This is a genomic window from Leptospira sp. WS58.C1 (assembly GCF_040833995.1).
GTDB classification, from domain to species: Bacteria; Spirochaetota; Leptospiria; order Leptospirales; family Leptospiraceae; genus Leptospira_B; species Leptospira_B cinconiae.
In genome coordinates this window covers 216,854-239,588 of sequence record NZ_CP162138.1, presented here as the reverse complement: position 1 = coordinate 239,588, position 22,735 = coordinate 216,854, and the positions used below count along the sequence as shown (strand labels likewise).

The window sequence follows — 22,735 nt, the reverse complement described above, 5'->3', positions numbered from 1 at the left end:
ATAGCTGCTACAATAATATTCTATATAGCGAAATCGAATGATCTTTGCTGTTGATTTCCAAAGGATCCAATATGTTTTAAGCTAATTGACTCCAAGGGACTTATTGTCTTTAAAAAAGTACTAGAATCTGCATGTAAATAAAGCAGAGTGCTAGACAAGAAGGTATGTCCAAGTAACTTTTGGATATAAATCAGATTATTCCCAGTTTCCATAAGATGAGTAGCAAACGAATGCCTAAAAGTATGAACTTGGACCTTCTTTGTTATCCCGGCTCTTTTGACAATTCTTTGGAATGAAGCTTGCAGCCAACGCATACTGACATGTGAACTTTTATCTCTAAAGCCGTAGAAAAGAAAATCCTTCGGTTGATATGTTATAATATAGTTCTTCAAAAGGTTAGCCGCTTGATCTGATAAAATAGTATATCGTTGTTTTCTAGTCTTTGATTTGGAGATAAAGATTGTCTTTCTTTCGAAGTCGATGTCTGGGATTTTCAGATTAATTAATTCACTTCCTCTAATTCCAGAGGAATATAGTATTGAAAATACAGTTCGTTCTTGGAGTGATCTGCATTCTGAAAGGAATAATTTCACTTCAGATTTATTCATGACGGCGGGTATTCGTTGCACTCTTTTTGGCAGATGAATTGATTTTGTCATATATGATTTATTTTCAATTTTATAGAAAAGAGTAACAGCACTGTAAAAAATTCGTAGATAAGACTCTGAGGCTTTGTTTTCTTTTAGTTTAATAAAGAAGTCATAAACTTGTTTTGGTCTCAATTTTAGAGGCGATATCATATATTCTTTTGTTAGACGAGTCATACAATCTGTATATGATTCGATTGTGCTTTCACTGTATCCTCTTAGTCTCATGTCTAAAATCATTTTGTCTTTTAATGCACCCATAGTGCCAAGAATTGAAAAGCTTTTAAAATTACTAGAAGAAAGCAGCTACGGCGACTAACTAACGCCTCAGCCGCAGCGCTGCGGGATCGCTACGCGACCCTTGCTTGGCCTACGGCACATTTCGCTTTGTCACTCGTCTTGCAAGGCAAGCCTCGCGCCAAGTCCTTACGGACTCGCGAAACGTCGGCTAGGCTTGGCCGTTAGGCGAAAGCTCAATAAATTACCGTTGAAGTGTAGTTCATGCGAGCAAAACCATATTTCTACGTACTTTTTATTCTAAAATAGTGAAGAAGTGAATGAGTTTTACTATTGAGATATAAATTTCAATTCTTGTATAATCTAATACTTAGAATTAAGTCAGTGTAACTAAGGGTGGAAACGAAATTCATGAAAAACATAGTTGGACTATTTATAATATTTCTATTTGGATGCCAAACATATTATGAAAGAGATAATGTAGCGCTAAAAGTTAAAAATATTCAAACGAATAATCTTCCCGTGATAGTAAATGTAAGCTCAAATCCACCAAATTCTGCTGGGGGAGTAGACTTTGGGGTAATTTGGAAAAACGTTTCATTTAAGACCATTAAATATATTTCTTTTTCTGCCGTGCCATATAATTCAGTAGGAGATACTCAATCCTGTTCAATTCGAAAGTATTCGCTATTTAATGGTCAACATCCAGGCCCTTTCCCGCCCGGATACACATCCCCAGAAGGTCATGGATGGACTAGCCATTGGAGAGATGCGTGGTATAATTCTTCAATTACGTGCGTAAAGCTTCAGAAGGTTGAAGTAATATTTATGGATAATTCAAAGGTTACAATTTCTGATATAGCAAAAATTACCGATCCTAATCAAGAGGTTTGCCCGCCCGTTTATTAATTGAGCCTTCGCCTAACTTGCGCCTCAGCCGCAGCGCTACGGGATCGCTAAAGCGACCCTCGCTTGGCCTACGGCACATTTCGCTTTGTCACTCGTCTTGCAGGGCAAGCCTCGCGCCAAGTGCTACGCACTCGCGAAACGTCGGCTAGGCTTGGTCGTTAGCCGAAAGTCCGATTCAATATTTTTCTTATGAAAATTACAAGATTTTCTTTATACCTATTAATCTTTAGTTTAATTCATTGTTTGTTAAACCCATTCTTTCTTTGCACTGGGGAAAGGTGTCCTGATAATTCTGTTAACCCGCTCTGGACTATAATAATTGATAGCCAGCCTGCAATAAAATTAAAGGCACCATCAGATCAAGGAACTTTATCGGTTGTTATTCAATCGAATAAACAAATAGATATCCCTCCTCTCGAGACTTCTGGTTTTATTCCGATTTATTATCAACCTGGACTATATTCAATTACTAGCTCCGATCAGGGAATTTTACTAAATGACATTAATTTTGATTTTAAGAGTAATTTGAAAGATGGGATATTTCTTAGAGAAGATTTGAATTTATTTAATACTGAACCTAAGTGCTATTTATTAGATGGAGAGCATGGTACTAGTAGTGAGATCCCTTGTTATTAAAACGTAGTAAAATTTTGATTAGAATTGATTGAGAAATCGGACCTTCGGCTAACTGTCGCCTCAGCCGCAGCGCTGCGGGATCGCTAAAGCGACCCTTGCTTGGCCTACGGCACATTTCGCTTTGTCACTCGTCTTGCAGAGCAAGTCTCGCGCCAAGTCCTTCGGACTCGCGAAACGTCGGCTAGGCTTGGTCGTTAGACGCAATGCTCTAAAATCGGTTTTAGTGATAAAATTCTTAGTATTTAATTGAGAGACAGTCTCAATATGCTAAACATATGTCGGTTGCTAACTGTCTAAGTTAACAGCTTGAATTTTTATAAATGTTATAAAAATTTGTATTTCGTTGAATTAATTCTCGTTTTTACCGAGTTTAAATTAAGAGATTAAATGTAATCGCTATGGCAGCCACTAGTATTGAAAAAATCCCCCCTCTAAAAGGCGACCGAGCAAAAGATTTTGTTCAAAAAGCTGATACAACAGCTTCACGTGAAGTTGTTGTTTCCGATCAGCAAAAGAAGATTTACCAAGCGTTTGTTCAAAAGAATAAACCGACCGGTAAATAAACAGCATTCAAACAATAATGGAGTTACCCTCTTACGAGGATTATTATCTTAAATCGATCTTTGATACGGATCTTGAAAAGTTCCAGTGTGATTCAAGGTTAGAATCATATTTTAAGGAAGATGCTAAAGATACCGAAACCGAGTTAATTGCTAAAACTTATTTTTTACATAAACAATCAGCGGCTAATCCATTAGTTGGTTTTTCTATTAGCAATAACGCAATTAATGCTAACATTGATTTAGATATGGGTATTGTTCACAAAGCTCGTTATAAAACTTATCCTGCCGTTTTAATTGGAAGGTTTGCAACTCATAAAGATTATTTGGGGCAGGGATATGGTTTACTCGCTCTCGATCTTATTAAGAACTGGTTTATTACGAATAATAAAACGGGCTGTCGCTTTATAGTTGTGGACTCTCGAAAAGATGCATTAGATTTTTATGCGAAGGCAGGCTTTGAGGAATACCCAGAAGAGTCGCCTAACGTAAATAATAAATTTCTTTATTTCGATTTAAAAGCTTATCAAGAACAAATGAGACGGCTCTTTCATTAAATAAAAGAGCACTGCGTCTAACTTTCGGTGCTTCCGCAGCGCTTCGAGCTCGCTAACGCGACTCTCGCTCGGGCTACGCCACATTTTGCTTTGTCACTCGTCTTGCAGTGGCAAGTCTCGTGCCAAGTGCTTCGCACTCGCAAAACGTCGGAACACCTTGGTCGTTATACGAAATTGGGCAAAAAGGCTTCTTTTAAAAGTAGAAAAGGAATCTATAGAATTCTCCCACTTTCCTGGTAATTTTCGAAACATATGAAAATATATCCGATTGACAGATATATCTGTATTGCGAATATATAGATAAATGATCAAATCTTTTGGAGATAAAGAGACTGAAAAGATCTTCCACCAAGAATTTTCAAAGAAAATACCTCCGGAAATACAAAGTAGGGTATTAATCAAACTTCTTATCTTGGAAAATGCTGAAAAAGAAGAAGACTTAAAAAGCCCTCCAGCTAATAGATTTGAACATTTAAAAGGTAACTTAAAGAATTATTGTTCTATTAGGATAAATGACCAGTGGAGAATTACATTCAAATTCTCTGAAGGAAATTGTTTTGATGTCTCTATAGTTGATTATCATTGAGAGAGGGCTTATTATGAAAACAAAAAGAATTCCTACACCAACAGTCTCTCAAATTCTTAGAGAGGAGTTTTTGGATCCGTTAGAGGTAACACCATATAGACTCGCAAAAGAGCTACATGTTTCAACCTCTACAGTATTAGAGATCCTGCATGATAAGCGTAAAATCACAGTAGATATGTCTTTGAGATTAGCTAAGTTTTTTGGAATGTCCGATAAGTTTTGGATAAATCTTCAAAATGATTTAGAAATAAGGAAACAGAAAGAAAAGCTAAAGCTCAAATTAGATAGTATTCAAACGCTACAAAGAACGGGCTGAGTTCATTGCCCAACTTCGTATAACTTTCGGTGCTTCCGCAGCGCTGCGGGATTGCTTACGCAACCCTTGCTTGGGCTACGCCACATTTTGCTTTGTCACTTCGTTTGCAGAGCAAACTCGTGCCAACCCGGCTATTGCCGGGTCGCAAAACGTCGGAACACCTTGGTCGTTAGCCGGACATGCCCCAATTAAATCTTAAGTAACTAAAAAGACAAAAATAAACAATTGACATATTGACAGTATATATGCTATCATTTGTATGATTGAAAATTGTCTTAGATACTAATGTTTTATACCAAGCCTTACGGGCTGAATCAGGAGCTTCTCGGGCAATTTTAAAATTAATCTTTGATCAGAAGATCAAGCTTAGTGTATCAACTCCAGTATTTAAAGAATACGAAGAAGTGTTGAAAAGAGATACTTCTAAAAAGGATTTGGGAATCAAAGATAAGGATATTAAGAAAATTTTAAGTTTTATTGCATATGTAGGTTTTGCTCAGACGATTTATTATTCATTTCGCCCGAATTTGCGAGATGAGGATGATAATCACTTTGTCGAACTTGCTATTGCATCGAATGCGGATTACTTAGTAACAAGCAATATTAAAGATTATTTAGTTGGTAGTAATTTAAAATTAGAAGATTTGAAAATTGTTACACCATCTGAATTTATGAAGATATGGAGGGAAAAGAATGAAGACTAAAGCAAGTGTTTTAACGATTCGGATCCCCTCTGAACTAAAACATAAAATTGAAAGAGTAGCGGAAGAACAGGGTGTATCAATAAATCAATTAGCTTTATATGCTTTTACGAAAGAAATTCAAGACATGGAGACTTCTCAATATTTTGAAAAATATTATAAAGGTAAAAGTAAGAAGCAAATTTTCTCTGACTTTCGTGAAGTTCTTTCTACGATAAAAAGCAAAGGATCCGTTCCGGACTGGGACAAATTATAATCTTTATCAAGTAATTGGGGCACGTCGGCTAACTTACGCCTCAGCCGCAGCGCTGCGGGATCGCTAAAGCGACCCTTGCTTGGCCTACGGCACATTTCGCTTTGTCACTCGTCTTGCAGAGCAAGCCTCGCGCCAAGTGCTACGCACTCGCGAAACGTCGGCTAGGCTTGGTCGTTATGCGTAATAGTGGCAAGAATTGATTATAAATACGAAGTGTAGTGAGATTGGATCTTTTAACTGAGGTTATAATTAACTATCAAAAAGCCATTAATGATCATCCAAATGCGATAATTTTTGCTTGAAATCTTAGACCATTTGTATATTTTAAAAATATACAAATGGAATTTCCCGATTTTAGCCAAATTACCGGTTTTGATTGGGATGCTGGAAATATAGAAAAGAATTGGAAAAAACATAAAGTAAAGCCGGGCGAGATTGAAGAAATTTTCTTTAATGATCCCTTAGTTGTAGTGCCAGACAATTATCATTCAGGAAAAGAAGAGCGATATATCGTCTTAGGAATTACTAACGCAGGTAGAAAGTTATTTGCTGTAATAACGATCCGAGGTGATAAGATTAGGCCTATTTCAGTTCGAGATATGACTCCAAGGGAAAGAAAGATTTATGAAAGTTCGTAAGAAAATTCCCCATCTAAAATCTGAAAGTTCAGAAATAGAATTTTGGTCAAAGAATGACTCTGCTGATTACATCGATTATTCTAAAGCCAAAAGGGTTTCGTTCCCGAATTTAAAACCAACTACCAAAATGATTTCATTGCGATTGCCGGAGTCTTTAATTGATAGGTTAAAGGTAATGGCGAATAAAAAAGATATTCCATATCAATCACTTATCAAACTTCTTCTTTCTGACAAAGTAGAAGAGGAACTAAAGAAGATCGGATAGTAATTCCAGCCACTACTACGCATAACTTCCGGTGCCTCCGCGCCGCTCGGGGCTTGCTTCGCAACCCGCTCGCTTGGGCTTACGCCACATTTGCTTCCGTCACTGCGCTTGCATGGCAAGCTCGTGCCGTTGCAAACGTCGGAGCACCTCGGTCGTTAGGCGAAACGACCGCAAAATTCTTTTTTGAAAGCAGGATTATTTAGGGACTTCGCTTCAAAAATTTTGAAAAAGCAATTTGACATTTGAATTATAATGCTATTTTTTGAATAAAAATGCAGGTCTAATGAGTATGTCTAAGACAATTACATTGCGTATTGAAGATCCGATCTACGATATATTTAAGAAAGCCGCCGAAGGCGAAAGGCGTACTATTTCGAACTTTGTTGAAAATGCTGCCATTCAGTATCTTACAAATGAGTTTTATGCCTCAGATGAAGAGATGGATGAAATTCTTTCAGATAAACAGCTCATTTCATCCTTGAAAAAGGGACTGAAAGAAGTAGCTCAAGGAAAATATAAAGTTGTCCGCTGAATATAAAATAGCGGAGACCGAACAATTTCAAAGTAAACTCAAAGATCGTCAGTTTTCTCATCTTCAGAAGAAATTAACAGATTACGTCTATCCAATCCTAAAAAAGAATCCATTCTTTGGACCGAATATCAAAAAGCTGAAAGGGGAGTTTGACGGTCTTTATAGATATCGTATTGGTAAGTATCGTTTGTTCTATTTGATTAAAGATAACGAACTATTAGTAATATTTGTTGATGTAGATCAAAGAAAAGATAGCTACAAGTAGGGGCGGTCGCATCGCCTAACTTTCACCTCAGCCGCTGCGCTTCGGGCTTGCTACGCAACCCTCGCTCCGGCCTACGGCACATTCGCTTCCATCACTGCACTTGCTTATGCAAGTTCGTGCCATCGCAAACGTCGGAGCACCTCGGTCGTTAGTCGAAATAAGCTCGAGCATTATATTGAATGAGAAAAACTATCTATATATTACTTTTCGCTCTTATCTCTTGCAAAGAGAATGTATCCGGGAATCATATAATCAAGTCTTATGAATCAATCACTGGAAACGAGCTATCAGAGCTTTTAGGAATTAAAATAAAGGCTGAAAATTCAGAGAAATATTCAGGGTATCTTTCATTCAAATTTACGAACGGGGTCTTTATTAAAGACGGTCAATTTTCATTTATTAGTAAAATTCACAAAAAATATTCTGAAGATTTATTTGAAAATGAAATTAAGTATGAAGGGAAATATTTGAATGATTCATTAGATGGTGTTATCCGGGAAGAGTTCTATCTTAATGATAATGTAGATATTTATGCAAAATACTTAGTTTTGTTAAGTTTTAATAATGGAGTTTGTAAATCAGGACAATTCAATGGGCAGATAGGCTATCGAATGCCTAAAGCTTATATAAAGACTTTCCCGGTTTGTAATTTCTTAAAAGTAAGAGAAATGGCATGGGAACAATGGGGTAGAGAAAGTAATTTTTCTGCCGATTAAGAGCTTACTTCGACTAACTTTCGCCTCTGCCGCAGCGCTTCGGAATGCTTCGCATCCTCGCTTGGCCTGACGGCAAATCCAGCTTTCTGTCACTGCGATTGCATGCGCAATCTCGCGCCAGAGCTGGACTTCGGCAAGGCTTGGTCGTTAAGCGAAAGTGCCAAAAAATAATTCTGCTTATAAGAAATAGTTAAAAGAAACTAAGATAGTAAAATAGATCTGAAATTTGATTAAGTTCGTCTTTAATGATTAATAAGCTGTTCAAATTTTATTTGACAACAATAGATTAAAGGCTCAAATATCAATCATGCCTTCAACAAAACAACAGGCTCTTGATCTTATCGAGAATTTGCCAGATGATTCATCATTTGATGATATTATGGAAGAACTTTTTTTCTCAAAGAAAGTTCAGGAGGGTTTATCTGATTTAGATAGTAATAAAACAATTTCGCATAAACAAGTTTTAGAAGAAATAACTAAATGGCGAAAGAGATAATTTGGTCTCTCAGAGCCAAGTCAGATTTGCAAGATATTTATGACTATATTGCTAAAGATTCTGAAGTTTATGCATTAAACGTTGTAAATAAAATAATAGATGTCGTAGAGAATATACCAGGTTTTCCATTGATGGGCAGGGTTGTTCCTGAATTCAATATTGAAAATCTACGAGAACGGCTTTCCGGAAATTATCGGATAGTCTATAGAATTAGTAATTCTCAAAATATTGAAATCGTTACTATTCATCATTCAGCAAGATTGTTAAAATAATTAACTTTCAATATTTTGGCACCTTCGCCTAACTTTCGGTGCTTCCGCAGCGCTGCGGGCTTGCTTCGCAACCCTAGCTTGGGCTTCGCCACATTCGCGTCCGTCACTTCGTTTGCATGGGCAAACTCGTGCCGTTGCGAACGTCGGAACACCTTGGTCGTTAGACGCCATATCGCGATTTTGGTTTTTTTATTTTACTAAGTGTTAATCATCTCGAAAAACAAGAGGGGAATTAGTTTTTAGGTCAGGCCGCTTTTCCCCCTTTTTCTTACCTTATATCGTGCCCTGAAAAAATGGTTATTACTTTGAAGTTTCTATCGAATCACTTGAAACTTTTGATATTAAAAGAGGCGAAACGGGTTCGCTACCTTCTATTGTAAGTACAGATTACTCTGTAATTGACTTTTACTGTATTTGAAGATTTTACAGAGTAGGATTTGGTGCAGTGTGTTTGGGGCGATACGGCAGCCTAACTTTCGGTGCCTCCGCGCCGCTCGGGGCTTGCTTCGCAACCCGCTCGCTTGGCCTTCGGCACATTTGCTTCTGTCACTGCACTTGCTTGCGCAAGTTCGTGCCATCGCAAACGTCGGAGCACCTCGGTCGTTAGTCGCAAGACACCCTAAAATTGGTTTTTAAACGAATATTTGATTTGACGGATATACAAAGATTGTATATGCTAAAATCATGAATCAAACTGTCAATATTTCATTCGAACAAGGTCTCTTAAAGGAAATAGATAAAATAGCTAAAAGAGAACGTAGGTCTCGATCTGAATTAATTAGAGAAGCCGCGCGTGCATATATTGAAAAGAAATCTAAATGGGAAAAAATTTTCGCAATTGGTTCAGCTATTTCTAAAGCTTCGAATTTGACAGAAAGTTCTCTTATCGATGAAATAAAACTTATCAGGAAGCAAAAGAAAACTTCCTAATGCATAAGGTTTTATTAGATACCAATGTTTATATATCTGCAATACTGTTTGGTGGGAAACCCAGGCTTATCTTAGAAGAACTCATTTCAGGCAAAGTAATAGGTTATATTTCTGATTCTATACTTAAAGAGATAGAATTGACCTTGAAGAAACCAAAATTCAAATTAACTGAAGAATTTATTTCAGTTATCTTATCTGAGATTGAACAAATTACTGAAAAAACTACAAATATTTCCTTATCAGATTACTCAGGACTTAGAGATCGGGACGATTACCATATACTGGAAAGTTCTCTTTCTGCGAAAGTTGATTATTTGATAACGGGTGATCAAGATTTACTTGTCTTAGGTAATTTAAAATCTCTCAAGATTGTTTCTCCGGAACAATATTTAAATATAGATAGCGAAGGGGCGTCCAGCGACTAACTTTCGCCTCAGCCGCAGCGCTGCGGGATCGCTAACGCGACCCTTGCTTGGCCTACGGCACATTTCGCTTTGTCACTCGTCTTGCATTGCAAGTCTCGCGCCAAGTGCTTCGCACACGCGAAACGTCGGCTAGGCTTGGCCGTTAGACGGACAGTTTGGCTAAATTCAATTTTTAAGGGAAAAAGCTTGACATTGTAACCTTATGGGTTACGGTTTTTATATTGATTATTTCCTTTAGACACAAAGGCCTTGAACAGTTTTTTGAAACTGGCAGTAAGAAAGGAATACAAGCAGATCATTCAAATAAACTAGCTAGGATTTTAGATAGGTTAGATTCTTCCACATCACCTAAAGATATGGATTTACTAGCGTATCGCTTGCATCCTCTGAAGGGTCGTGAAAAGGGTAGGTGGTCAGTCTGGGTAAATGGGAATTGGCGTGTCACCTTTGAATTTGAAGGTGAAAACGCGATAGTAGTCGATTATGAAGATTATCATTAGAGGCGTGGCTTTATGAATAAAAGAAAACCTACTCATCCCGGAGAAATTTTGCTAGAAGATATAATCAAACCCTTAGGATTAACTATAACTGAGGCTGCAAAAGATTTAGGAATATCTCGCAAGACACTATCAGAAATAGTGAATTGTAAAAGTCCAGTTACTCCAGAAATGGCAGTAAGAATAGCGATTGCAACGAACACGTCTGCTGAGAGTTGGTTAAGCATGCAGACAAAGTTAGATCTCTGGACTGCGATGCAAGAACGACCTAAGAATATAATAAAGTTTCCAATTTCTGCGTAATAGAGCCAAACCGTCGTCTAACTTTCGGTGCTTCCGCAGCGCTGCGGGCTTGCTGCGCAACCCTTGCTTGGGCTGCGCCACATTTTGCTTTGTCACTTCATTTGCAGAGCAAACTCGTGCCAACCCGGCTATGGCCGGGGTGCAAAACGTCGGAACACCTCGGTCGTTATGCGTAATGGCAAAAAGCCGTAATATAAAACTAAGTTCATTCTTGAGGAAAGTAGTAATTTGGCGGTTCAATAGAATCAAATGCCAGCAATGAAATAAGATTTGACAATGCATATAAATTAATCATTTTATGCATATTATGAGAACTACCGTAGATATTCCTGAAGAATTGTTTTTAGAAGCAATGAGGTTGACTCATTTGAAAACTAAGACAGATGTAATTAAAGAAGGGCTTGCTTCTTTAATTAGAAGAGAAAAGTTAAAAGATCTTAAAAAGTATAAAGGATCTGTTAATCTCGAAATTAATTTAGATAATTTACGGAAGCGATGAATCGTATTCTGTTGGATTCATCAGTTTGGATCGAATATTTCAGGAATAGTAATTCATCAATTTCGGCAGAAGTGGACGAGTTGATTGATAGAGAGAATATTTACACTAATGATCTCATATTAGCAGAATTAATTCCTTTTCTTAAATTACGAAAACAATCAAAGATAATTACTTCCTTAGAGGCTATTGAACGATTTCCATTAGAAATTGATTGGGAACAAATAATTGAATATCAAATTTCGAATCTTAGAAATGGGATAAATAAAGTTGGAATTCCAGATTTGATAATTGCTCAGAATGTGATCCAAAATAAGGCAATGCTTTTTACGTTGGACAAACATTTTAAGCTAATGAGTAAGAACATCAAACTAAAAGTTTACTAAAATAGCCACTACGCATAACTTCCGGTGCCTCCGCGCCGCTCGGGGCTTACTTCGTAACCCACTCGCTTGGGCTTCGCCACATTCACTTCCGTCACTTCGTTTGCAGAGCAAACTCGTGCCGTCGTGAACGTCGGAGCACCTCGGTCGTTAGGCGCACATCCGATAAATATTTTCTTTTTTATTTTAGGGTTAAATATTTTTTAAGAATCTTAGTAAATCTTTCTTATGGTTAGTCCGCTCCTTTGATGTTCTGGTGCCGTGATTTAAGTTTCATCCTAATAATTAGATTGCAGGTTAAGTAATGAGCTGATGCAGTATTCGGAGCGGGGATTTGGCATCTGAAAGCAGCATTCTACAGTAACATCAATTTACTGAATTAGCAAAATGCAAATAATTGAATGCACTGTGTTTCGATCGGACGCCGCCTAACTTTCGGTGCCTCCGCGCCGCTCGGGGCTTGCTTCGCAACCCGCTCGCTTGGGCTTCGCCACATTTGCTTCTGTCACTTCGTTTGCATTGGCAAGTTCGTGCCATCGCAAACGTCGGAGCACCTTGGTCGTTATACGCCAGTTTTTAAAAGCTTTCTTTAGTAGAAAATAAAGGGCACGCAGCTTTAATAGTCTGTTTAAAAGTTGAATTTCTGTTGACAGAATTGTTCGTAATTACATAGTAATTACCATGAGAGCTTCTGTAGTCAAAATAGGCAATTCAAAAGGTATTAGAATACCTAAGGCAGTTCTGGAAGAATGCCATATTGAAGAAGAAGTGGACTTACTTATAGATAAGAATAAAATCATTATAGTTCCTCTAAAAGCCAAACCCAGAGATGGTTGGGAAAAGCAGTTTAAAGCAATGCCTGAAAGAAAAGAAGACAAATTGATTATTCCAGATTCTATAGATTTATCCACTAAGGATTGGGAATGGTAGTTTCTCAATACGAAGTTTATTTGATCAATTTAGACCCGACTATTGGACATGAAATAAGAAAATCAAGACCCTGTGTTATAGTATCACCGAATGAGATGAATAAGTTCATTAGTACGGTTATTATTGCACCGATGACTACCAAATCTCATTCATATCCAACGAGAATTGAGTTAACATTTCAAAGCAAGAAGGGTTGGATAGTTTTAGATCAAATTCGAACAGTTGATAAGGTTCGTTTGGTTAAAAAGCTCGGTAAGATTGAATCAAAAACTGTTACCAAAGTTAAACAAGTTATCCAAGAAATGTTGGTAGACTAAAACTTTCTCTGAAAGTTAAAAACCGGCGTATAACTTCCGGTGCCTCCGCGCCGCTCGGGGCTCACTTCGTGACCCTCTCGCTTGGGCTTCGCCACATTTGCTTCTGTCACTACATTTGCAGAGCAAACTCGTGCCAACCCGGCTATGGCCGGGGTGCAAAACGTCGGAACACCTCGGTCGTTATACGCAATAGCTTAAGAATCTTCAGGTTTGAAAAAGAAAATACAAGTGAAGATTATTCTGATTTACCAAGCATTTATCTAAAATATTTCTTAACTAAATGCTCTTCGAATGGGATGACAAAAAGAACTCTTCAAATCTTAAGAAGCATCAAATATCATTTGAACAAGCCTCTCAAGTTTTTCTAGATAAAGATGCGATCTATATTCTGGATGAAAATCATTCTGAAAATGAAGAAAGATGGCTTGTGCTCGGGAAAGCTGAAAATTTTACTATAATCGTGGTTGTTTTTGTAGACAAATCCAATAAAAATGAAGAGAAATTAAGAATAATTTCGGCGAGAAAAGCTGACAAATTGGAAGAAAAAGAATATTTCCAAAGAATAGGCAAAGACTAAGAAATGAAAAAACATTATGACTTCTCTAAAGGTAAAAAAGGGATCTTTTTTATAAAAGATAAGAGAGATATACATCTTCCGATATACCTCGATGAAGATATTGAAGAATATTTTTCCAAAATTGCTTCTTCTAAGGGCAAAGATATAAATTCGATCATTAACAAAGTTCTTAAGAAAGAACTCGAACTTCAGAAAGAACTTTCCATTTAATTATTAAGCTACGGCGTATAACTTTCAGTGCCTCCGCGCCGCTTGGGGCTTGCTTCGCAACCCGCTCGCTTGGGCTTCGCCACATTCACTTCCGTCACTTCGTTTGCATGAGCAAACTCGTGCCGTCGTGAACGTCGGAGCATCTCGGTCGTTAGCCGTCATGATTTAATATTTTATGAAAAAAGAAAACATTGAAATTTTATTAAAAGATAATGGAGAAGTTTTAAATCTAAAGCCAAAAAGTAAAATAATAAAGCCAGATGAATTTAATAAGAACTTCTTCTTTATAAAATCTGGAATTTTATATCAATATTATATAGTTAAAGGGAAAAAGCATGTTTTCAGGTTAATTGAACCCAATGACTTTTGCGAATCGATCACTATCTTACGAGGTGATAAAAACAATTTTGAATACATTGAGACTATTACGGAAGTATCACTCATTAAATTTGATTATAACAAGCTTATCAAGATTATGAATAACAATCTGGAATTATCAAATTTCTTTCGTGAAATTCTTGAAGATTTTTTATATTTCCAAGAAATTAGAATTCAAAAATTCTTATCCTTAAGTCCTATGGAGCGTTACCAAGATTTTGTAAGAGAAAATTATGAGAAATTTGGGAAATTCTCTGACAATATCATTGCGTCTTATTTAGGAATGACTAAAGAATCCTTAAGCCGCTTTCGAAATAGAAAAAGTTGATTTGAATCAACTGCATTCGCCTTTTTTATAATTGTCCGTCTCCTAACGCCATTTCTTTTATACGGAAGGTAATTTAAATGGAAAATATTTATTTTTGTATCGCTATCTCTTTCCTATTTATTCACGAGCTTGATGCTATAAAAGCAAAAGAATGGAAGCTCTTTATCATTCTTCGAGACTTAAAAGAAGAACAAGCATATTCAATTTGGCTTGCTATGCATTTACCAGTCTTTCTATTTCCTTTATTAATTTTATCAAATTTTATGGATCCATACACTATATTAATTTATAAAATCGGGTTAGATATCTTCCTTATTTTTCATTTGTTTTTACATTTCCTATTTCGGAATCATAAAGAATATCAATTTAAGTCTTTGCAATCGAATCTCTATATTGCTTTCACAGCTATATTTGCTATATTTGATCTAACTTTCACTTAAATCACGACGGCTAACTGCGTCGCTCCGCTACGCACCGGGGAGGATTTTCTACCACCTCCGAATAAACTTGTTTTGAAAGAAGATAATTCTAGAGTAACGATAGTCTTGAGTAAAAAGAGTATTTCGTTCTTTAAAGAGGAATCTAAGAGATCTGGTGTGTCTTATCAGACTATGATTAAAAGGGTTCTTGATTTATATACAGAGCATTATGCTCACAAATAATCAATAACGCCCTCCGTGGCTTGATTTTTAGATCTTCATTTTCAGGAAAGATCGATTTTTTTGTGTTTCGAAGCACATTCGGCTAAATACAGATTGATTAGATTTTGATAAGGAATACCTGTTTTATCGGATAGGCTTTTGAAGTATCCTATTGTATCAACGTCCACTCTGATTGTAATAGGCTTTTTCAATTTCTTTAAGTAAGGGTTTTTCTTTGATTTTGAAAAATCGTATTCTTTTCTCATAAAAATGCCTCGTATTGTTTAGATTCAGATTTTGTAGCTTTTCTTGCGGAAATAATTCTAATTACGTCTTTAGATGATCTGTAACAATGTGAAACCATAAGTAAATTGAGTTTCTGACTAAGTCCGAGAATGATGAATCTTTCTTCTTTATTAGAATGATCTGGATCATTAATAATCCTAGCATTTTCATCATAGAAGACTGTTTAAGCTTCTTCAAAAGAAATGCCATGTTTTCTTTTATTAGAAGAATTTTTTGTAGAATCCCATTCAAAGTCGATTGACGACATATGTATAATAGCAATATACTATACATATATTTGCAGTCAACGCCAATTTTAGTGAAAATTAAAGGGTAGGGAATTCGTAGAGCGCCGTCCGTGGCGCATTGAAGCGTTACGGCTGCCTAACTTTCGGTGCCTCCGCGCCGCTCGGGGCTCACTTCGTGACCCGCTCGCTTGGGCTATGCCACATTTGCTTCTGTCACTTCGTTTGCATGAGCAAACTCGTGCCGTTGCAAACGTCGGATAGGCTTGGTCGTTAGACGACATTGTAATAACTTTATTCAAGAAAATATACAACTGGAAAATATGATGTCTAAAGATTTGTTAAAACTTATAAATTCTTTAAAAGATTGGTCATCAGCCCTTTTGCTTCCAATAGCTGTCTTTTTAGTCGGACAGAATTATAACGAGAGAGAGCTTTCTGTCTCACAGTCGACTTTAATTGCTACATACTTACCATATTTGAAAGATGATAAAACTCGAAAGATGGCTATCTCTGGCTTAGCAGTTGGTTTAAAAGATAAGCCTGGAACGATGGATCAGTTAATTTCTTTATTAAATAGTCTTCCAGAGGGTCCTCAGCGTGCTGACATACGTCGTTTGATAGCACTTGTACAGGGCAAAAGGGTTTCGCCAGGTCTCAGCACAAGTGAAACTTTTAATGGCTATTGTCCCGAAGGCACATGTGATGTCGGATTTTATAATGATCAACCAGGGTTTGCTATTTATAATATAGCGATTGGAGAGCAAAGAATACGTGGAGCAACACTAAATATAGTAGGTTGCAAAAATGACGATTATCCGATCACTCTTAGAGTGAGTACTAATAATATAAAATTATTCGAGGAAAAATTAACCATTCCAAAGGGAACAGCTTTGAAGCCATGGTTAAATGCGGGTGTACCTCCTCGAAATAGTGGTCACGAATTTATCAATTGTTCCCCACAATCTTTTAAAATCACCGATACTTCTGCTTTGAATGCTTTACATGAAGGAGATAATACTTTGAAATTTGAGATTATAGGTCACCCAAGTAAAACATGGGTGGTTTTTCTAAGTTCATCGCTTGAAGTATCTGTTAACTAGTTTACTTTACGACTACAACGTCGTCTAACTTTCGGTGCCTTCGCGCCGCTCGGGGCTCACTTCGTGACCCTCTCGCTTGGGCTTCGCCACATTCGCTTCCGTCACTTCGTTTGCAGAGCAAACTCGTGCCGTCGTGAACGTCGGAGCACCTCGGTCGTTAGTTGCCATTCTGGCTTTGACTATTACTTGAATTGGAAAAACAAAAAATAGCGATCAGATATGATGGGGATCCAGATTTAACTTTTTTAAAGATTTACTGAATTCCTGGTCAAAAGTCACTATTTTGGCTTCCAATGTTTTGCTTGCAGCAGCTAAAACCGCATCACCATAGTCTTTAATATTTTTAGGCCATAAGGATAATATAGTTTCTGGAAAATAAGCTGGCTGGAAGGAAACTCCTGGATTTGCGATAAGATCCTGTATAATTTGATTAATATCTTTTTGCTCAACTGAATAAATGCTTTTGAAAACGAAAACAATTTCGGAAATATTATGAGAGGTCAGTATGACTTCATATTCTAATCGAGAGATTCTTTCCCAAAAAGAAACCATTTTCTCATGCTGTTCTTGGTTTCTTTTATTTAAAAATGAAATGTAACAATTAGTATCTAAAATGAGTTTCATTTAGAATATCTTTTAGCTCTTTCTTCCCAAGCTTTCTTAATATCCGATTTAATATCAGTAGACCCTTTGTTGAGGAAGCCTTTATATTTTAGAAAGGGCTTATTGGCAGATTCTATATGAATCCCTTGTTCATCAATCGACCACTCGATTACATCTTCCATGGACAGTTTCAGGGAGTCTCGGATTTCTTTGGGAATGGTGATTTGGTATTTTGAAGTTATTTTAGACCTAAGCTTCATGTCCTTACAATAATATAAAAAGTAAGGAATTGTCAAGATAAAAAGCCAGAACGGCAACTAACTAACGCCTCAGCCGCAGCGCTGCGGGATCGCTACGCAACCCGCTCGCTTGGGCTACGGCACATTTGCTTCTGTCACTTCGCTTGCAGTGCAAACTCGCGCCATCGCAAACGTCGGAGCACCTCGGTCGTTAGGCGACATGAAGCGTCCAATATTTTCCTTTATCAAACAATTTAGGAAAGCTCCAATTTACTAAACATATAAATAGTTTCTTTCTTGCTCAAAAATTATATAATATGCAGATTGGCTGAATGCCTAAGGTTTTCGAAAGAAATGGATTTAAATTCTTCTTTTTTGCAAATGAGGGAAATCCGAGAGAACCCAGTTCACATTCCATGTAAGAAAGGGAGAGAAATTAGCTAAATTCTGGTTAAAGCCAAATGTTTTATTGGATGATAATTACGGATTCAGTTCAAAAGAGTTAAATTGGATTGAAGAAGAGATTGAAAAGAATTTAGATATAATTCAAGGTAAATGGAATGATTTCTTCGGTATCTGAAGCAAAGGCCCAAAAGATTTGGTTTGATGAAGATAATCTTTGGTTATCTCTATATGATGGCAGAACTCTATCAGTACCTCTCGCATACTTTCCTAGATTAAGAAAAGCTAGTAAAGAGCAACTTCAAAAGTATGAAATTAGCGGGGGAGGGATAGGGCTTCATTGGGATGATATCGATGAAGATATTAGTGTCCCTGGCTTACTTCTCGGTAATGGTGATCTTACCCAGCACAATAAGATCGCATAAATTCCTCTTATCCAGTCGCTTCACGATCGGCTAACTTTCGAGTTGGCGTTACGCTTCGGGCTCACTTCGTGACCCTCGCTCCAGGCTCCGCCACATTTCGCTTTGTCACTCGTCTTGCAGGGCAAGCCTCGCGCCAAGTGCTGCGCACTCGCAAAACGTCGGCTAGGCTTGGTCGTTAGCCGAACATCGAGCGCAACTTTTTTTCTTTTTCAAAAAGCTTCTATTTCGGCTACTTTTTAGGTCTTTAAAAGATAAAATACTTGCAATTAAGGCAGTTATTACTATTGTTATAACATGGATGCTTCATCAGTAAAAAAGACAACAATTCGGGCAATAGGGAATTCCGCTGGAGCTACAATTCCTAAAGTACTTCTGGAAAAGTATAATTTCCATGAAGGGGATACAGTTTTTCTTTTGGAAACTGAAGCAGGCATTCTTTTATCTCCATACGATCCTGATTTTGAAGGGGCTATGGACATTTACCAAGAAGGCTCTAAAAAATACCGTAATGCTTTAAGAGAATTGGCTAAATGAAGAAAGAGCCTAGATGGTTAAATAAGAAAATCGTCGAAGCAATTCATTTAGATCAAGTTAAACAGCATGGTGGATCTCAGGGGATCCGAGACCAAGGACTTTTGGAATCGGCTCTTGATCGCCCAAAGAATAAATGGGCATATGATTCATCCTCTAGTATTTTTGATTTCGCTGCTTCATTATGCATAGGAATAGCCAAGAATCATCCGTTCATTGATGGGAATAAACGTGTCGCTTACATGACAACGTACGTATTTCTCGGATTGAATGGGTATAGTGTAGAAGTGCCAGAAGAAGAAGTCGTATCGATTATGCTTCGAGTTGCAGAAGGAAGCATAGATGAAATCAATTTATCAACTTGGTTAAAAGATAGTTCAAATCCTCGTAAGTAGGTGCTCGACGTCGGCTAACTTTCGCCTCAGCCGCAGCGCTTCGGGCTGCTTCGCACCCTCGCTTGGCCTACGGCACATTTCGCTTTGTCACTCATCTTGCGTGGCAAGCCTCGTGCCAAGTGCTTGCGCACTCGCGAAACGTCGTCAACCCTTGGTCGTTAGTCGTCATCTGCTTAAAGAAATAATTGTATGGAATACAAAACTTTTCTTCCTCACAGGGATCTGGAATTATTTATAAATTGCTATTGGACTTTAATAGTCCCAGCATCTATAGAAACAACGAAACAGCGTATTATTCCTGATGGATTAATTGAAATGGCTTTTATACTTGGCGATGACATCAAAAGATATACTAGTGCAGATGAATTTATTATCCAGCCTCGAGCTTTGGTATTGGGACAAACTATGGAGGAATTTTACATTGAACCTACAGGTTATGTTAATACTTTCTCTATTCGCTTTTATCCTTATGGATTCGCCCATCTAGTAAAAACAGAATTAAATAGATTGACGGATAAAGAAACTCCACTTGCTAATTTATTCCCAAAAAATGATGCAGATGAGTTGGAAAATTTGATTATAAATGCAAGAGATACTAAACATAGAATTGAGATTATTGAGAGTTTTCTCAGATCATATATAAGCAAACCATTAGTTTATGATGATTTAGTAAAAAATACTATCGATGAAATTATACTTAGTCTTGGTAGTAAGCCAATCAAAGCCATCATTGAAGATAAAGTTTCATTAAGAAGGAAACTAGAAAGAAAATTCCTTAAATACGTTGGTGTAAGTCCAAAACAATTGGGTAGATTAATAAGATTTCAAGCAGCTCTGAAATTAGTCTTAAGTGAAGATCCAGAATCATTCACAAGCATAGCTCATCAGTTTGATTATCATGATCAATCTCATTTTATCAAAGACTTTAAAGATTTTACTGGTCTTAATCCGAAAGAATTCTTAAATAATGAACATATGAAACTTTCTTCAATTTTTTATAAATAAATTATATTTTTTGTCGCAATTTTACAATTCCTGAAAAGCAAATTGGGTTAAGATTTGATTCATGAAAAAAATGATCACAAATTTAATTGCTGCAATTTTGGCTTTGAGTCTATTGCAATGCGTCAATAAGCAGAATAAAATGAACAGTTATATCAGTATTTTTGAGATACCAGCAAAAGATCTCAAAAAGGCTATAACTTTTTATGAGTCCATTTTGGATATTAAAATAGAAAAAATGGAATTACAAGGAATAAAAATGGGTGTTTTGCCCTATGAAAATCAACAAGTTACAGGTTTAATTGTTGAAGCACAAGGTTATGAGCCTTCCACTAATGGCATAACCGTATACCTAAATGCCGGAGAAGATCTTCAGATCATTCTAGATAAAATTGTTAAGAATGGAGGGAAAATTCTAATCCCCAAAACTCCTCATGCAGATGGAAATGGTTTTTTTGCGATTTTTATTGACAGTGAAGGAAATAAAATGGGGCTGAATTCTGAAAAGTAATTAAATTAGTTTCGCAGACGACGACTAACTTTCGCTCCAAGCGCCGCCATATTTCGCGTGGTCGTTAGCTATCATTGACTAATCACTAAATTTTAGTAGAAAGAATGAAGGTCAATAGCAATATTATACATTCATTCCTGCTTATAATTTTGTAGAAGTCTAAGATGTTCTTAGACGATATGCGGAAATATCAACTTCGATGATACGGTTTCATTATCTAACAATATGGGTGGCAGATATAGGTAAATCGAAAGAATTATTTGAGATTTTGGGATTAAAATTTAATCTCGAAAAACATGGCTCGGGACCGGACCATTACAGTTGCTTGGTTGATAACTTCGTTTTTGAACTATATCCTTGGAAAAAGGAATCCGCTGTTGATTATCGGACAATAAGAATTGGATTAACTGTTCCAAATTTGCGTTCAATTCTGGACAAATTAGAATTCTTTTGTAAAATGAATGAGCTAAAAATCAAACAATTAGATGCTCCATTTCGAGTGGAAATGAAAGACTTCGAAGAAAGAACGATTGAGCTTATTGAGGGACATTAAGAAATTTGGGCTACCTTCAAACCAACTTCGACTAACTTTCTCTTCGGTCGTTAGGCGAAATGAAGCGCGAAAATTTTGCAAATAGGAAGGAATAATGTTTAAAAGCATAACTGATTTTTCTTACCAACGCAATTGGAAAGAGGCTCTTATTTTCTATATAGTATGGTTATTAATCATAGTAATATCCTCTGGATTAATTTCTGGTATAGGGATAGGATTACTAAGTATCGTAGGGCTAAAGTTTTTACCAGACGAGAGCTTTCAATTAGGGGCAAGGATCGGGAACTTAGTTGCTGTAGTAGGCTGTCTTTTTATATCCTTTATTACTCTGAAGAAGAAAAACCTTCATACTCATATAGGTTTTATATTAGTTGGCCTACTTGCGGGTCTTTTAGCGGTTTTTATAGGTGGATTTGGAGGGTTAATTCCGTGTTCATATTTAAGCACGTTACCCATCAATAACGAAAGTGCCTAAGTTTAGTTTCCCAATCGCAGAAAATTCGCCTAACTTCCAATTAAAGAAAAAATTGAATAAGATAGTTTTCCTAATTTTAATCCTTTTTGCATCTTTCTGGAATTTGAAAGCTGAGCAGATTAAATCTTCTGATTTGATGGAAGGGGATATTATATTCCACGAATCAAACTCTGAACAAGCTAAAGCAATTAAAGCGGCGACTAAATCAAGATATACCCATGTAGGAATCATTTTTAAATATGATAATGACTATAAGGTTCTTGAAGCCGTTGAACCTGTAAGAATTACTCCTTTGTCTTCTTTCATTAAAAGAGGTCGGAAAAATCACTTTGTTATCAAGCGTCTTAAAGATCGCGAAAAAGTATTAACAAATATTACAATACAAGGAATGAAAGAGTACGGAGATTCTCTGTTAGGCAGACATTATGATATTTATTTTGGCTGGCAAGATGATCGTATTTATTGTACTGAATTGATCTGGAAATTGTACGATAAATTTACCGGTAAGAAATTAGGTGATTTAAAGACTTTGAAAGATTTTGATCTATCATCATCAAATGTACAGTATTTAATGAAAAAGAGATATGGGAATAATATTCCTTACTCCGAACCTGTAATTTCTCCCGCTGATATGTTTAATTCGGCGGAGTTGATTACTGTAATCAGTTATAATTAGGCAAATATGTCTAACGTAAACCCCTGGCGCACGCTTCCGGCTCTTCGTATTCTTTCTCCACCGTTTCGTGAATGTGTAGCGTTTGGCCCAAGACTTGCCCGCGTGCAAGTTTGATTGGAAAAGTGCATAATCTGCATTACACGCGATTAGATCTGCGCTTGAAGTGATAATCGCGCCTCATATTTTCCTATGCCCTATACAGCTTCGTGAGAAGGTATGAGCCTCAAATTCGTCCGAAAATGGTGGTTTTATAACTCTTTTCTAAATGTAAAAATGTGCTTGCAAT

40 protein-coding genes and 1 pseudogene are annotated in these 22,735 nt (G+C 36.8%); 36 read left to right on the top strand and 5 right to left on the bottom strand.

Going from position 1 to position 22,735, the window contains the following annotated elements; translation table 11 throughout:
- Positions 1–20: 20 nt before the first annotated feature.
- Entirely contained in the window at positions 21–887 is an 867-nt protein-coding gene (locus tag AB3N61_RS18235; protein ID WP_367899352.1) for a tyrosine-type recombinase/integrase, read from the bottom strand.
- A gap of 408 nt (positions 888–1,295) precedes the next feature.
- Here AB3N61_RS18235 and AB3N61_RS18230 point away from each other — a divergent pair, with 408 nt between their 5' ends.
- The 26 genes from AB3N61_RS18230 to AB3N61_RS18105 all read left to right on the top strand — a co-directional run bounded on the left by AB3N61_RS18230 (position 1,296) and on the right by AB3N61_RS18105 (position 14,803).
- Positions 1,296–1,793, top strand: coding sequence for a hypothetical protein (locus AB3N61_RS18230; protein ID WP_367899163.1), 498 nt, complete (start codon positions 1,296–1,298; stop codon positions 1,791–1,793).
- Between the two features lie 1,034 nt (positions 1,794–2,827).
- Positions 2,828–2,992 carry a hypothetical protein gene (locus AB3N61_RS18225; protein ID WP_367899162.1) on the top strand — a complete coding sequence of 55 codons (165 nt, stop codon included), beginning with the start codon at positions 2,828–2,830 and terminating at the stop codon, positions 2,990–2,992.
- A gap of 17 nt (positions 2,993–3,009) precedes the next feature.
- Positions 3,010–3,546: a GNAT family N-acetyltransferase gene (locus AB3N61_RS18220; RefSeq protein ID WP_367899161.1), complete on the top strand. Its 537-nt coding sequence runs from the start codon at positions 3,010–3,012 to the stop codon at positions 3,544–3,546.
- A 304-nt stretch (positions 3,547–3,850) separates the two neighbouring features.
- Positions 3,851–4,132, top strand: coding sequence for a type II toxin-antitoxin system RelE/ParE family toxin (locus tag AB3N61_RS18215; protein ID WP_367899160.1), 282 nt, complete (start codon positions 3,851–3,853; stop codon positions 4,130–4,132).
- Positions 4,133–4,145: 13 nt separating this feature from the next.
- A complete protein-coding gene (locus AB3N61_RS18210) occupies positions 4,146–4,448 on the top strand; it encodes a HigA family addiction module antitoxin (RefSeq protein WP_100725302.1) in 303 nt (100 codons plus the stop codon).
- Between the two features lie 263 nt (positions 4,449–4,711).
- Positions 4,712–5,152: a putative toxin-antitoxin system toxin component, PIN family gene (locus tag AB3N61_RS18205; protein ID WP_367899159.1), complete on the top strand. Its 441-nt coding sequence runs from the start codon at positions 4,712–4,714 to the stop codon at positions 5,150–5,152.
- On the top strand, positions 5,142–5,405 hold the full coding sequence (locus AB3N61_RS18200) for a toxin-antitoxin system HicB family antitoxin (RefSeq protein ID WP_020770897.1): 264 nt from the start codon (positions 5,142–5,144) through the stop codon (positions 5,403–5,405). Before AB3N61_RS18205 ends, AB3N61_RS18200 begins: the two co-directional genes overlap by 11 nt.
- A gap of 338 nt (positions 5,406–5,743) precedes the next feature.
- Positions 5,744–6,043, top strand: a complete 300-nt coding sequence (locus AB3N61_RS18195; protein ID WP_367899158.1) for a BrnT family toxin — start codon at positions 5,744–5,746, stop codon at positions 6,041–6,043.
- On the top strand, positions 6,030–6,308 hold the full coding sequence (locus AB3N61_RS18190) for a BrnA antitoxin family protein (RefSeq protein ID WP_367899157.1): 279 nt from the start codon (positions 6,030–6,032) through the stop codon (positions 6,306–6,308). Before AB3N61_RS18195 ends, AB3N61_RS18190 begins: the two co-directional genes overlap by 14 nt.
- Before the next feature lie 289 nt (positions 6,309–6,597).
- The gene (locus AB3N61_RS18185; protein WP_036090277.1) at positions 6,598–6,840 is read left to right on the top strand and encodes a CopG family transcriptional regulator; all 243 of its coding nucleotides are present in this window, start codon (positions 6,598–6,600) and stop codon (positions 6,838–6,840) included.
- Positions 6,830–7,105 (top strand): type II toxin-antitoxin system RelE family toxin, encoded by a 276-nt coding sequence (locus AB3N61_RS18180; protein ID WP_257588477.1) that lies wholly within the window; start codon positions 6,830–6,832, stop codon positions 7,103–7,105. The genes AB3N61_RS18185 and AB3N61_RS18180 overlap by 11 nt, the downstream gene beginning before the upstream one ends.
- A 179-nt stretch (positions 7,106–7,284) precedes the next feature.
- Positions 7,285–7,821 (top strand): hypothetical protein, encoded by a 537-nt coding sequence (locus tag AB3N61_RS18175; RefSeq protein WP_367899156.1) that lies wholly within the window; start codon positions 7,285–7,287, stop codon positions 7,819–7,821.
- Positions 7,822–8,128: 307 nt separating this feature from the next.
- On the top strand, positions 8,129–8,317 hold the full coding sequence (locus AB3N61_RS18170) for a hypothetical protein (protein WP_367899155.1): 189 nt from the start codon (positions 8,129–8,131) through the stop codon (positions 8,315–8,317).
- On the top strand, positions 8,302–8,589 hold the full coding sequence (locus tag AB3N61_RS18165; RefSeq protein ID WP_036090677.1) for a type II toxin-antitoxin system RelE/ParE family toxin: 288 nt from the start codon (positions 8,302–8,304) through the stop codon (positions 8,587–8,589). The genes AB3N61_RS18170 and AB3N61_RS18165 overlap by 16 nt, the downstream gene beginning before the upstream one ends.
- 684 nt (positions 8,590–9,273) lie before the next feature.
- Complete coding sequence (locus tag AB3N61_RS18160) at positions 9,274–9,519, top strand: CopG family ribbon-helix-helix protein (RefSeq protein ID WP_367899154.1); 246 nt, start codon at positions 9,274–9,276, stop codon at positions 9,517–9,519.
- A complete protein-coding gene (locus tag AB3N61_RS18155) occupies positions 9,519–9,944 on the top strand; it encodes a putative toxin-antitoxin system toxin component, PIN family (protein WP_367899153.1) in 426 nt (141 codons plus the stop codon). Before AB3N61_RS18160 ends, AB3N61_RS18155 begins: the two co-directional genes overlap by 1 nt.
- Positions 9,945–10,165: 221 nt before the next feature.
- Entirely contained in the window at positions 10,166–10,444 is a 279-nt protein-coding gene (locus AB3N61_RS18150) for a type II toxin-antitoxin system RelE/ParE family toxin (protein ID WP_367899152.1), read from the top strand.
- Between the two features lie 12 nt (positions 10,445–10,456).
- The gene (locus AB3N61_RS18145; RefSeq protein WP_036090716.1) at positions 10,457–10,744 is read left to right on the top strand and encodes a HigA family addiction module antitoxin; all 288 of its coding nucleotides are present in this window, start codon (positions 10,457–10,459) and stop codon (positions 10,742–10,744) included.
- 307 nt (positions 10,745–11,051) lie between these two features.
- The gene (locus AB3N61_RS18140) at positions 11,052–11,243 is read left to right on the top strand and encodes a type II toxin-antitoxin system VapB family antitoxin (RefSeq protein WP_036089903.1); all 192 of its coding nucleotides are present in this window, start codon (positions 11,052–11,054) and stop codon (positions 11,241–11,243) included.
- On the top strand, positions 11,240–11,626 hold the full coding sequence (locus tag AB3N61_RS18135; RefSeq protein WP_367899151.1) for a PIN domain-containing protein: 387 nt from the start codon (positions 11,240–11,242) through the stop codon (positions 11,624–11,626). The genes AB3N61_RS18140 and AB3N61_RS18135 overlap by 4 nt, the downstream gene beginning before the upstream one ends.
- A 678-nt stretch (positions 11,627–12,304) precedes the next feature.
- The gene (locus tag AB3N61_RS18130) at positions 12,305–12,553 is read left to right on the top strand and encodes an AbrB/MazE/SpoVT family DNA-binding domain-containing protein (protein ID WP_367899150.1); all 249 of its coding nucleotides are present in this window, start codon (positions 12,305–12,307) and stop codon (positions 12,551–12,553) included.
- Positions 12,547–12,870, top strand: a complete 324-nt coding sequence (locus AB3N61_RS18125; protein ID WP_367899149.1) for a type II toxin-antitoxin system PemK/MazF family toxin — start codon at positions 12,547–12,549, stop codon at positions 12,868–12,870. Before AB3N61_RS18130 ends, AB3N61_RS18125 begins: the two co-directional genes overlap by 7 nt.
- Positions 12,871–13,150: 280 nt before the next feature.
- Entirely contained in the window at positions 13,151–13,447 is a 297-nt protein-coding gene (locus AB3N61_RS18120) for a BrnT family toxin (protein ID WP_367899148.1), read from the top strand.
- Between the two features lie 3 nt (positions 13,448–13,450).
- On the top strand, positions 13,451–13,657 hold the full coding sequence (locus AB3N61_RS18115; RefSeq protein ID WP_367899147.1) for a toxin-antitoxin system, antitoxin component: 207 nt from the start codon (positions 13,451–13,453) through the stop codon (positions 13,655–13,657).
- Between the two features lie 175 nt (positions 13,658–13,832).
- Positions 13,833–14,363 carry a Crp/Fnr family transcriptional regulator gene (locus tag AB3N61_RS18110; protein WP_367899146.1) on the top strand — a complete coding sequence of 177 codons (531 nt, stop codon included), beginning with the start codon at positions 13,833–13,835 and terminating at the stop codon, positions 14,361–14,363.
- Positions 14,364–14,440: 77 nt separating this feature from the next.
- Positions 14,441–14,803 carry a DUF6713 family protein gene (locus AB3N61_RS18105; RefSeq protein ID WP_367899145.1) on the top strand — a complete coding sequence of 121 codons (363 nt, stop codon included), beginning with the start codon at positions 14,441–14,443 and terminating at the stop codon, positions 14,801–14,803.
- A gap of 263 nt (positions 14,804–15,066) precedes the next feature.
- Here the strand turns inward: AB3N61_RS18105 and AB3N61_RS18100 are convergent, their stop codons facing one another.
- On the bottom strand, positions 15,067–15,270 hold the full coding sequence (locus tag AB3N61_RS18100) for a CopG family antitoxin (RefSeq protein WP_367899144.1): 204 nt from the start codon (positions 15,268–15,270) through the stop codon (positions 15,067–15,069).
- A pseudogene (locus AB3N61_RS18095) lies at positions 15,267–15,557 on the bottom strand (BrnT family toxin). The gene AB3N61_RS18100 and the pseudogene AB3N61_RS18095 overlap by 4 nt, the downstream one beginning before the upstream one ends.
- A 243-nt stretch (positions 15,558–15,800) precedes the next feature.
- On the opposite strand from AB3N61_RS18095, the gene AB3N61_RS18090 reads away from it, so the two are divergent.
- Positions 15,801–16,637 carry a hypothetical protein gene (locus AB3N61_RS18090; protein ID WP_157186871.1) on the top strand — a complete coding sequence of 279 codons (837 nt, stop codon included), beginning with the start codon at positions 15,801–15,803 and terminating at the stop codon, positions 16,635–16,637.
- 213 nt (positions 16,638–16,850) lie between these two features.
- On the opposite strand, the gene AB3N61_RS18085 is transcribed toward AB3N61_RS18090, so the two are convergent.
- Both AB3N61_RS18085 and AB3N61_RS18080 read right to left on the bottom strand, forming a co-directional pair.
- On the bottom strand, positions 16,851–17,261 hold the full coding sequence (locus AB3N61_RS18085; RefSeq protein ID WP_367899143.1) for a type II toxin-antitoxin system VapC family toxin: 411 nt from the start codon (positions 17,259–17,261) through the stop codon (positions 16,851–16,853).
- On the bottom strand, positions 17,258–17,500 hold the full coding sequence (locus AB3N61_RS18080; protein WP_336657181.1) for an AbrB/MazE/SpoVT family DNA-binding domain-containing protein: 243 nt from the start codon (positions 17,498–17,500) through the stop codon (positions 17,258–17,260). Before AB3N61_RS18080 ends, AB3N61_RS18085 begins: the two co-directional genes overlap by 4 nt.
- Before the next feature lie 448 nt (positions 17,501–17,948).
- Here AB3N61_RS18080 and AB3N61_RS18070 point away from each other — a divergent pair, with 448 nt between their 5' ends.
- The 9 genes from AB3N61_RS18070 (at position 17,949) to AB3N61_RS18030 (ending at position 22,449) form a co-directional block, all read left to right on the top strand.
- Positions 17,949–18,059: a hypothetical protein gene (locus AB3N61_RS18070; RefSeq protein WP_367899142.1), complete on the top strand. Its 111-nt coding sequence runs from the start codon at positions 17,949–17,951 to the stop codon at positions 18,057–18,059.
- Positions 18,040–18,306, top strand: a complete 267-nt coding sequence (locus AB3N61_RS18065; RefSeq protein WP_367899141.1) for a DUF2442 domain-containing protein — start codon at positions 18,040–18,042, stop codon at positions 18,304–18,306. Before AB3N61_RS18070 ends, AB3N61_RS18065 begins: the two co-directional genes overlap by 20 nt.
- 294 nt (positions 18,307–18,600) lie before the next feature.
- Entirely contained in the window at positions 18,601–18,840 is a 240-nt protein-coding gene (locus tag AB3N61_RS18060) for an AbrB/MazE/SpoVT family DNA-binding domain-containing protein (protein WP_367899140.1), read from the top strand.
- Positions 18,837–19,232 carry a type II toxin-antitoxin system death-on-curing family toxin gene (locus AB3N61_RS18055; protein ID WP_367899139.1) on the top strand — a complete coding sequence of 132 codons (396 nt, stop codon included), beginning with the start codon at positions 18,837–18,839 and terminating at the stop codon, positions 19,230–19,232. The genes AB3N61_RS18060 and AB3N61_RS18055 overlap by 4 nt, the downstream gene beginning before the upstream one ends.
- Before the next feature lie 189 nt (positions 19,233–19,421).
- The gene (locus tag AB3N61_RS18050; RefSeq protein ID WP_020770008.1) at positions 19,422–20,237 is read left to right on the top strand and encodes a helix-turn-helix domain-containing protein; all 816 of its coding nucleotides are present in this window, start codon (positions 19,422–19,424) and stop codon (positions 20,235–20,237) included.
- Positions 20,238–20,298: 61 nt separating this feature from the next.
- A complete protein-coding gene (locus AB3N61_RS18045; protein ID WP_020770081.1) occupies positions 20,299–20,745 on the top strand; it encodes a VOC family protein in 447 nt (148 codons plus the stop codon).
- Positions 20,746–20,944: 199 nt separating this feature from the next.
- A complete protein-coding gene (locus AB3N61_RS18040) occupies positions 20,945–21,298 on the top strand; it encodes a hypothetical protein (protein WP_052005225.1) in 354 nt (117 codons plus the stop codon).
- Between the two features lie 94 nt (positions 21,299–21,392).
- On the top strand, positions 21,393–21,773 hold the full coding sequence (locus tag AB3N61_RS18035; RefSeq protein ID WP_367899138.1) for a hypothetical protein: 381 nt from the start codon (positions 21,393–21,395) through the stop codon (positions 21,771–21,773).
- 79 nt (positions 21,774–21,852) lie between these two features.
- Positions 21,853–22,449, top strand: a complete 597-nt coding sequence (locus AB3N61_RS18030) for a YiiX family permuted papain-like enzyme (RefSeq protein ID WP_412758422.1) — start codon at positions 21,853–21,855, stop codon at positions 22,447–22,449.
- The last annotated feature ends 286 nt before the right edge of the window (positions 22,450–22,735 follow it).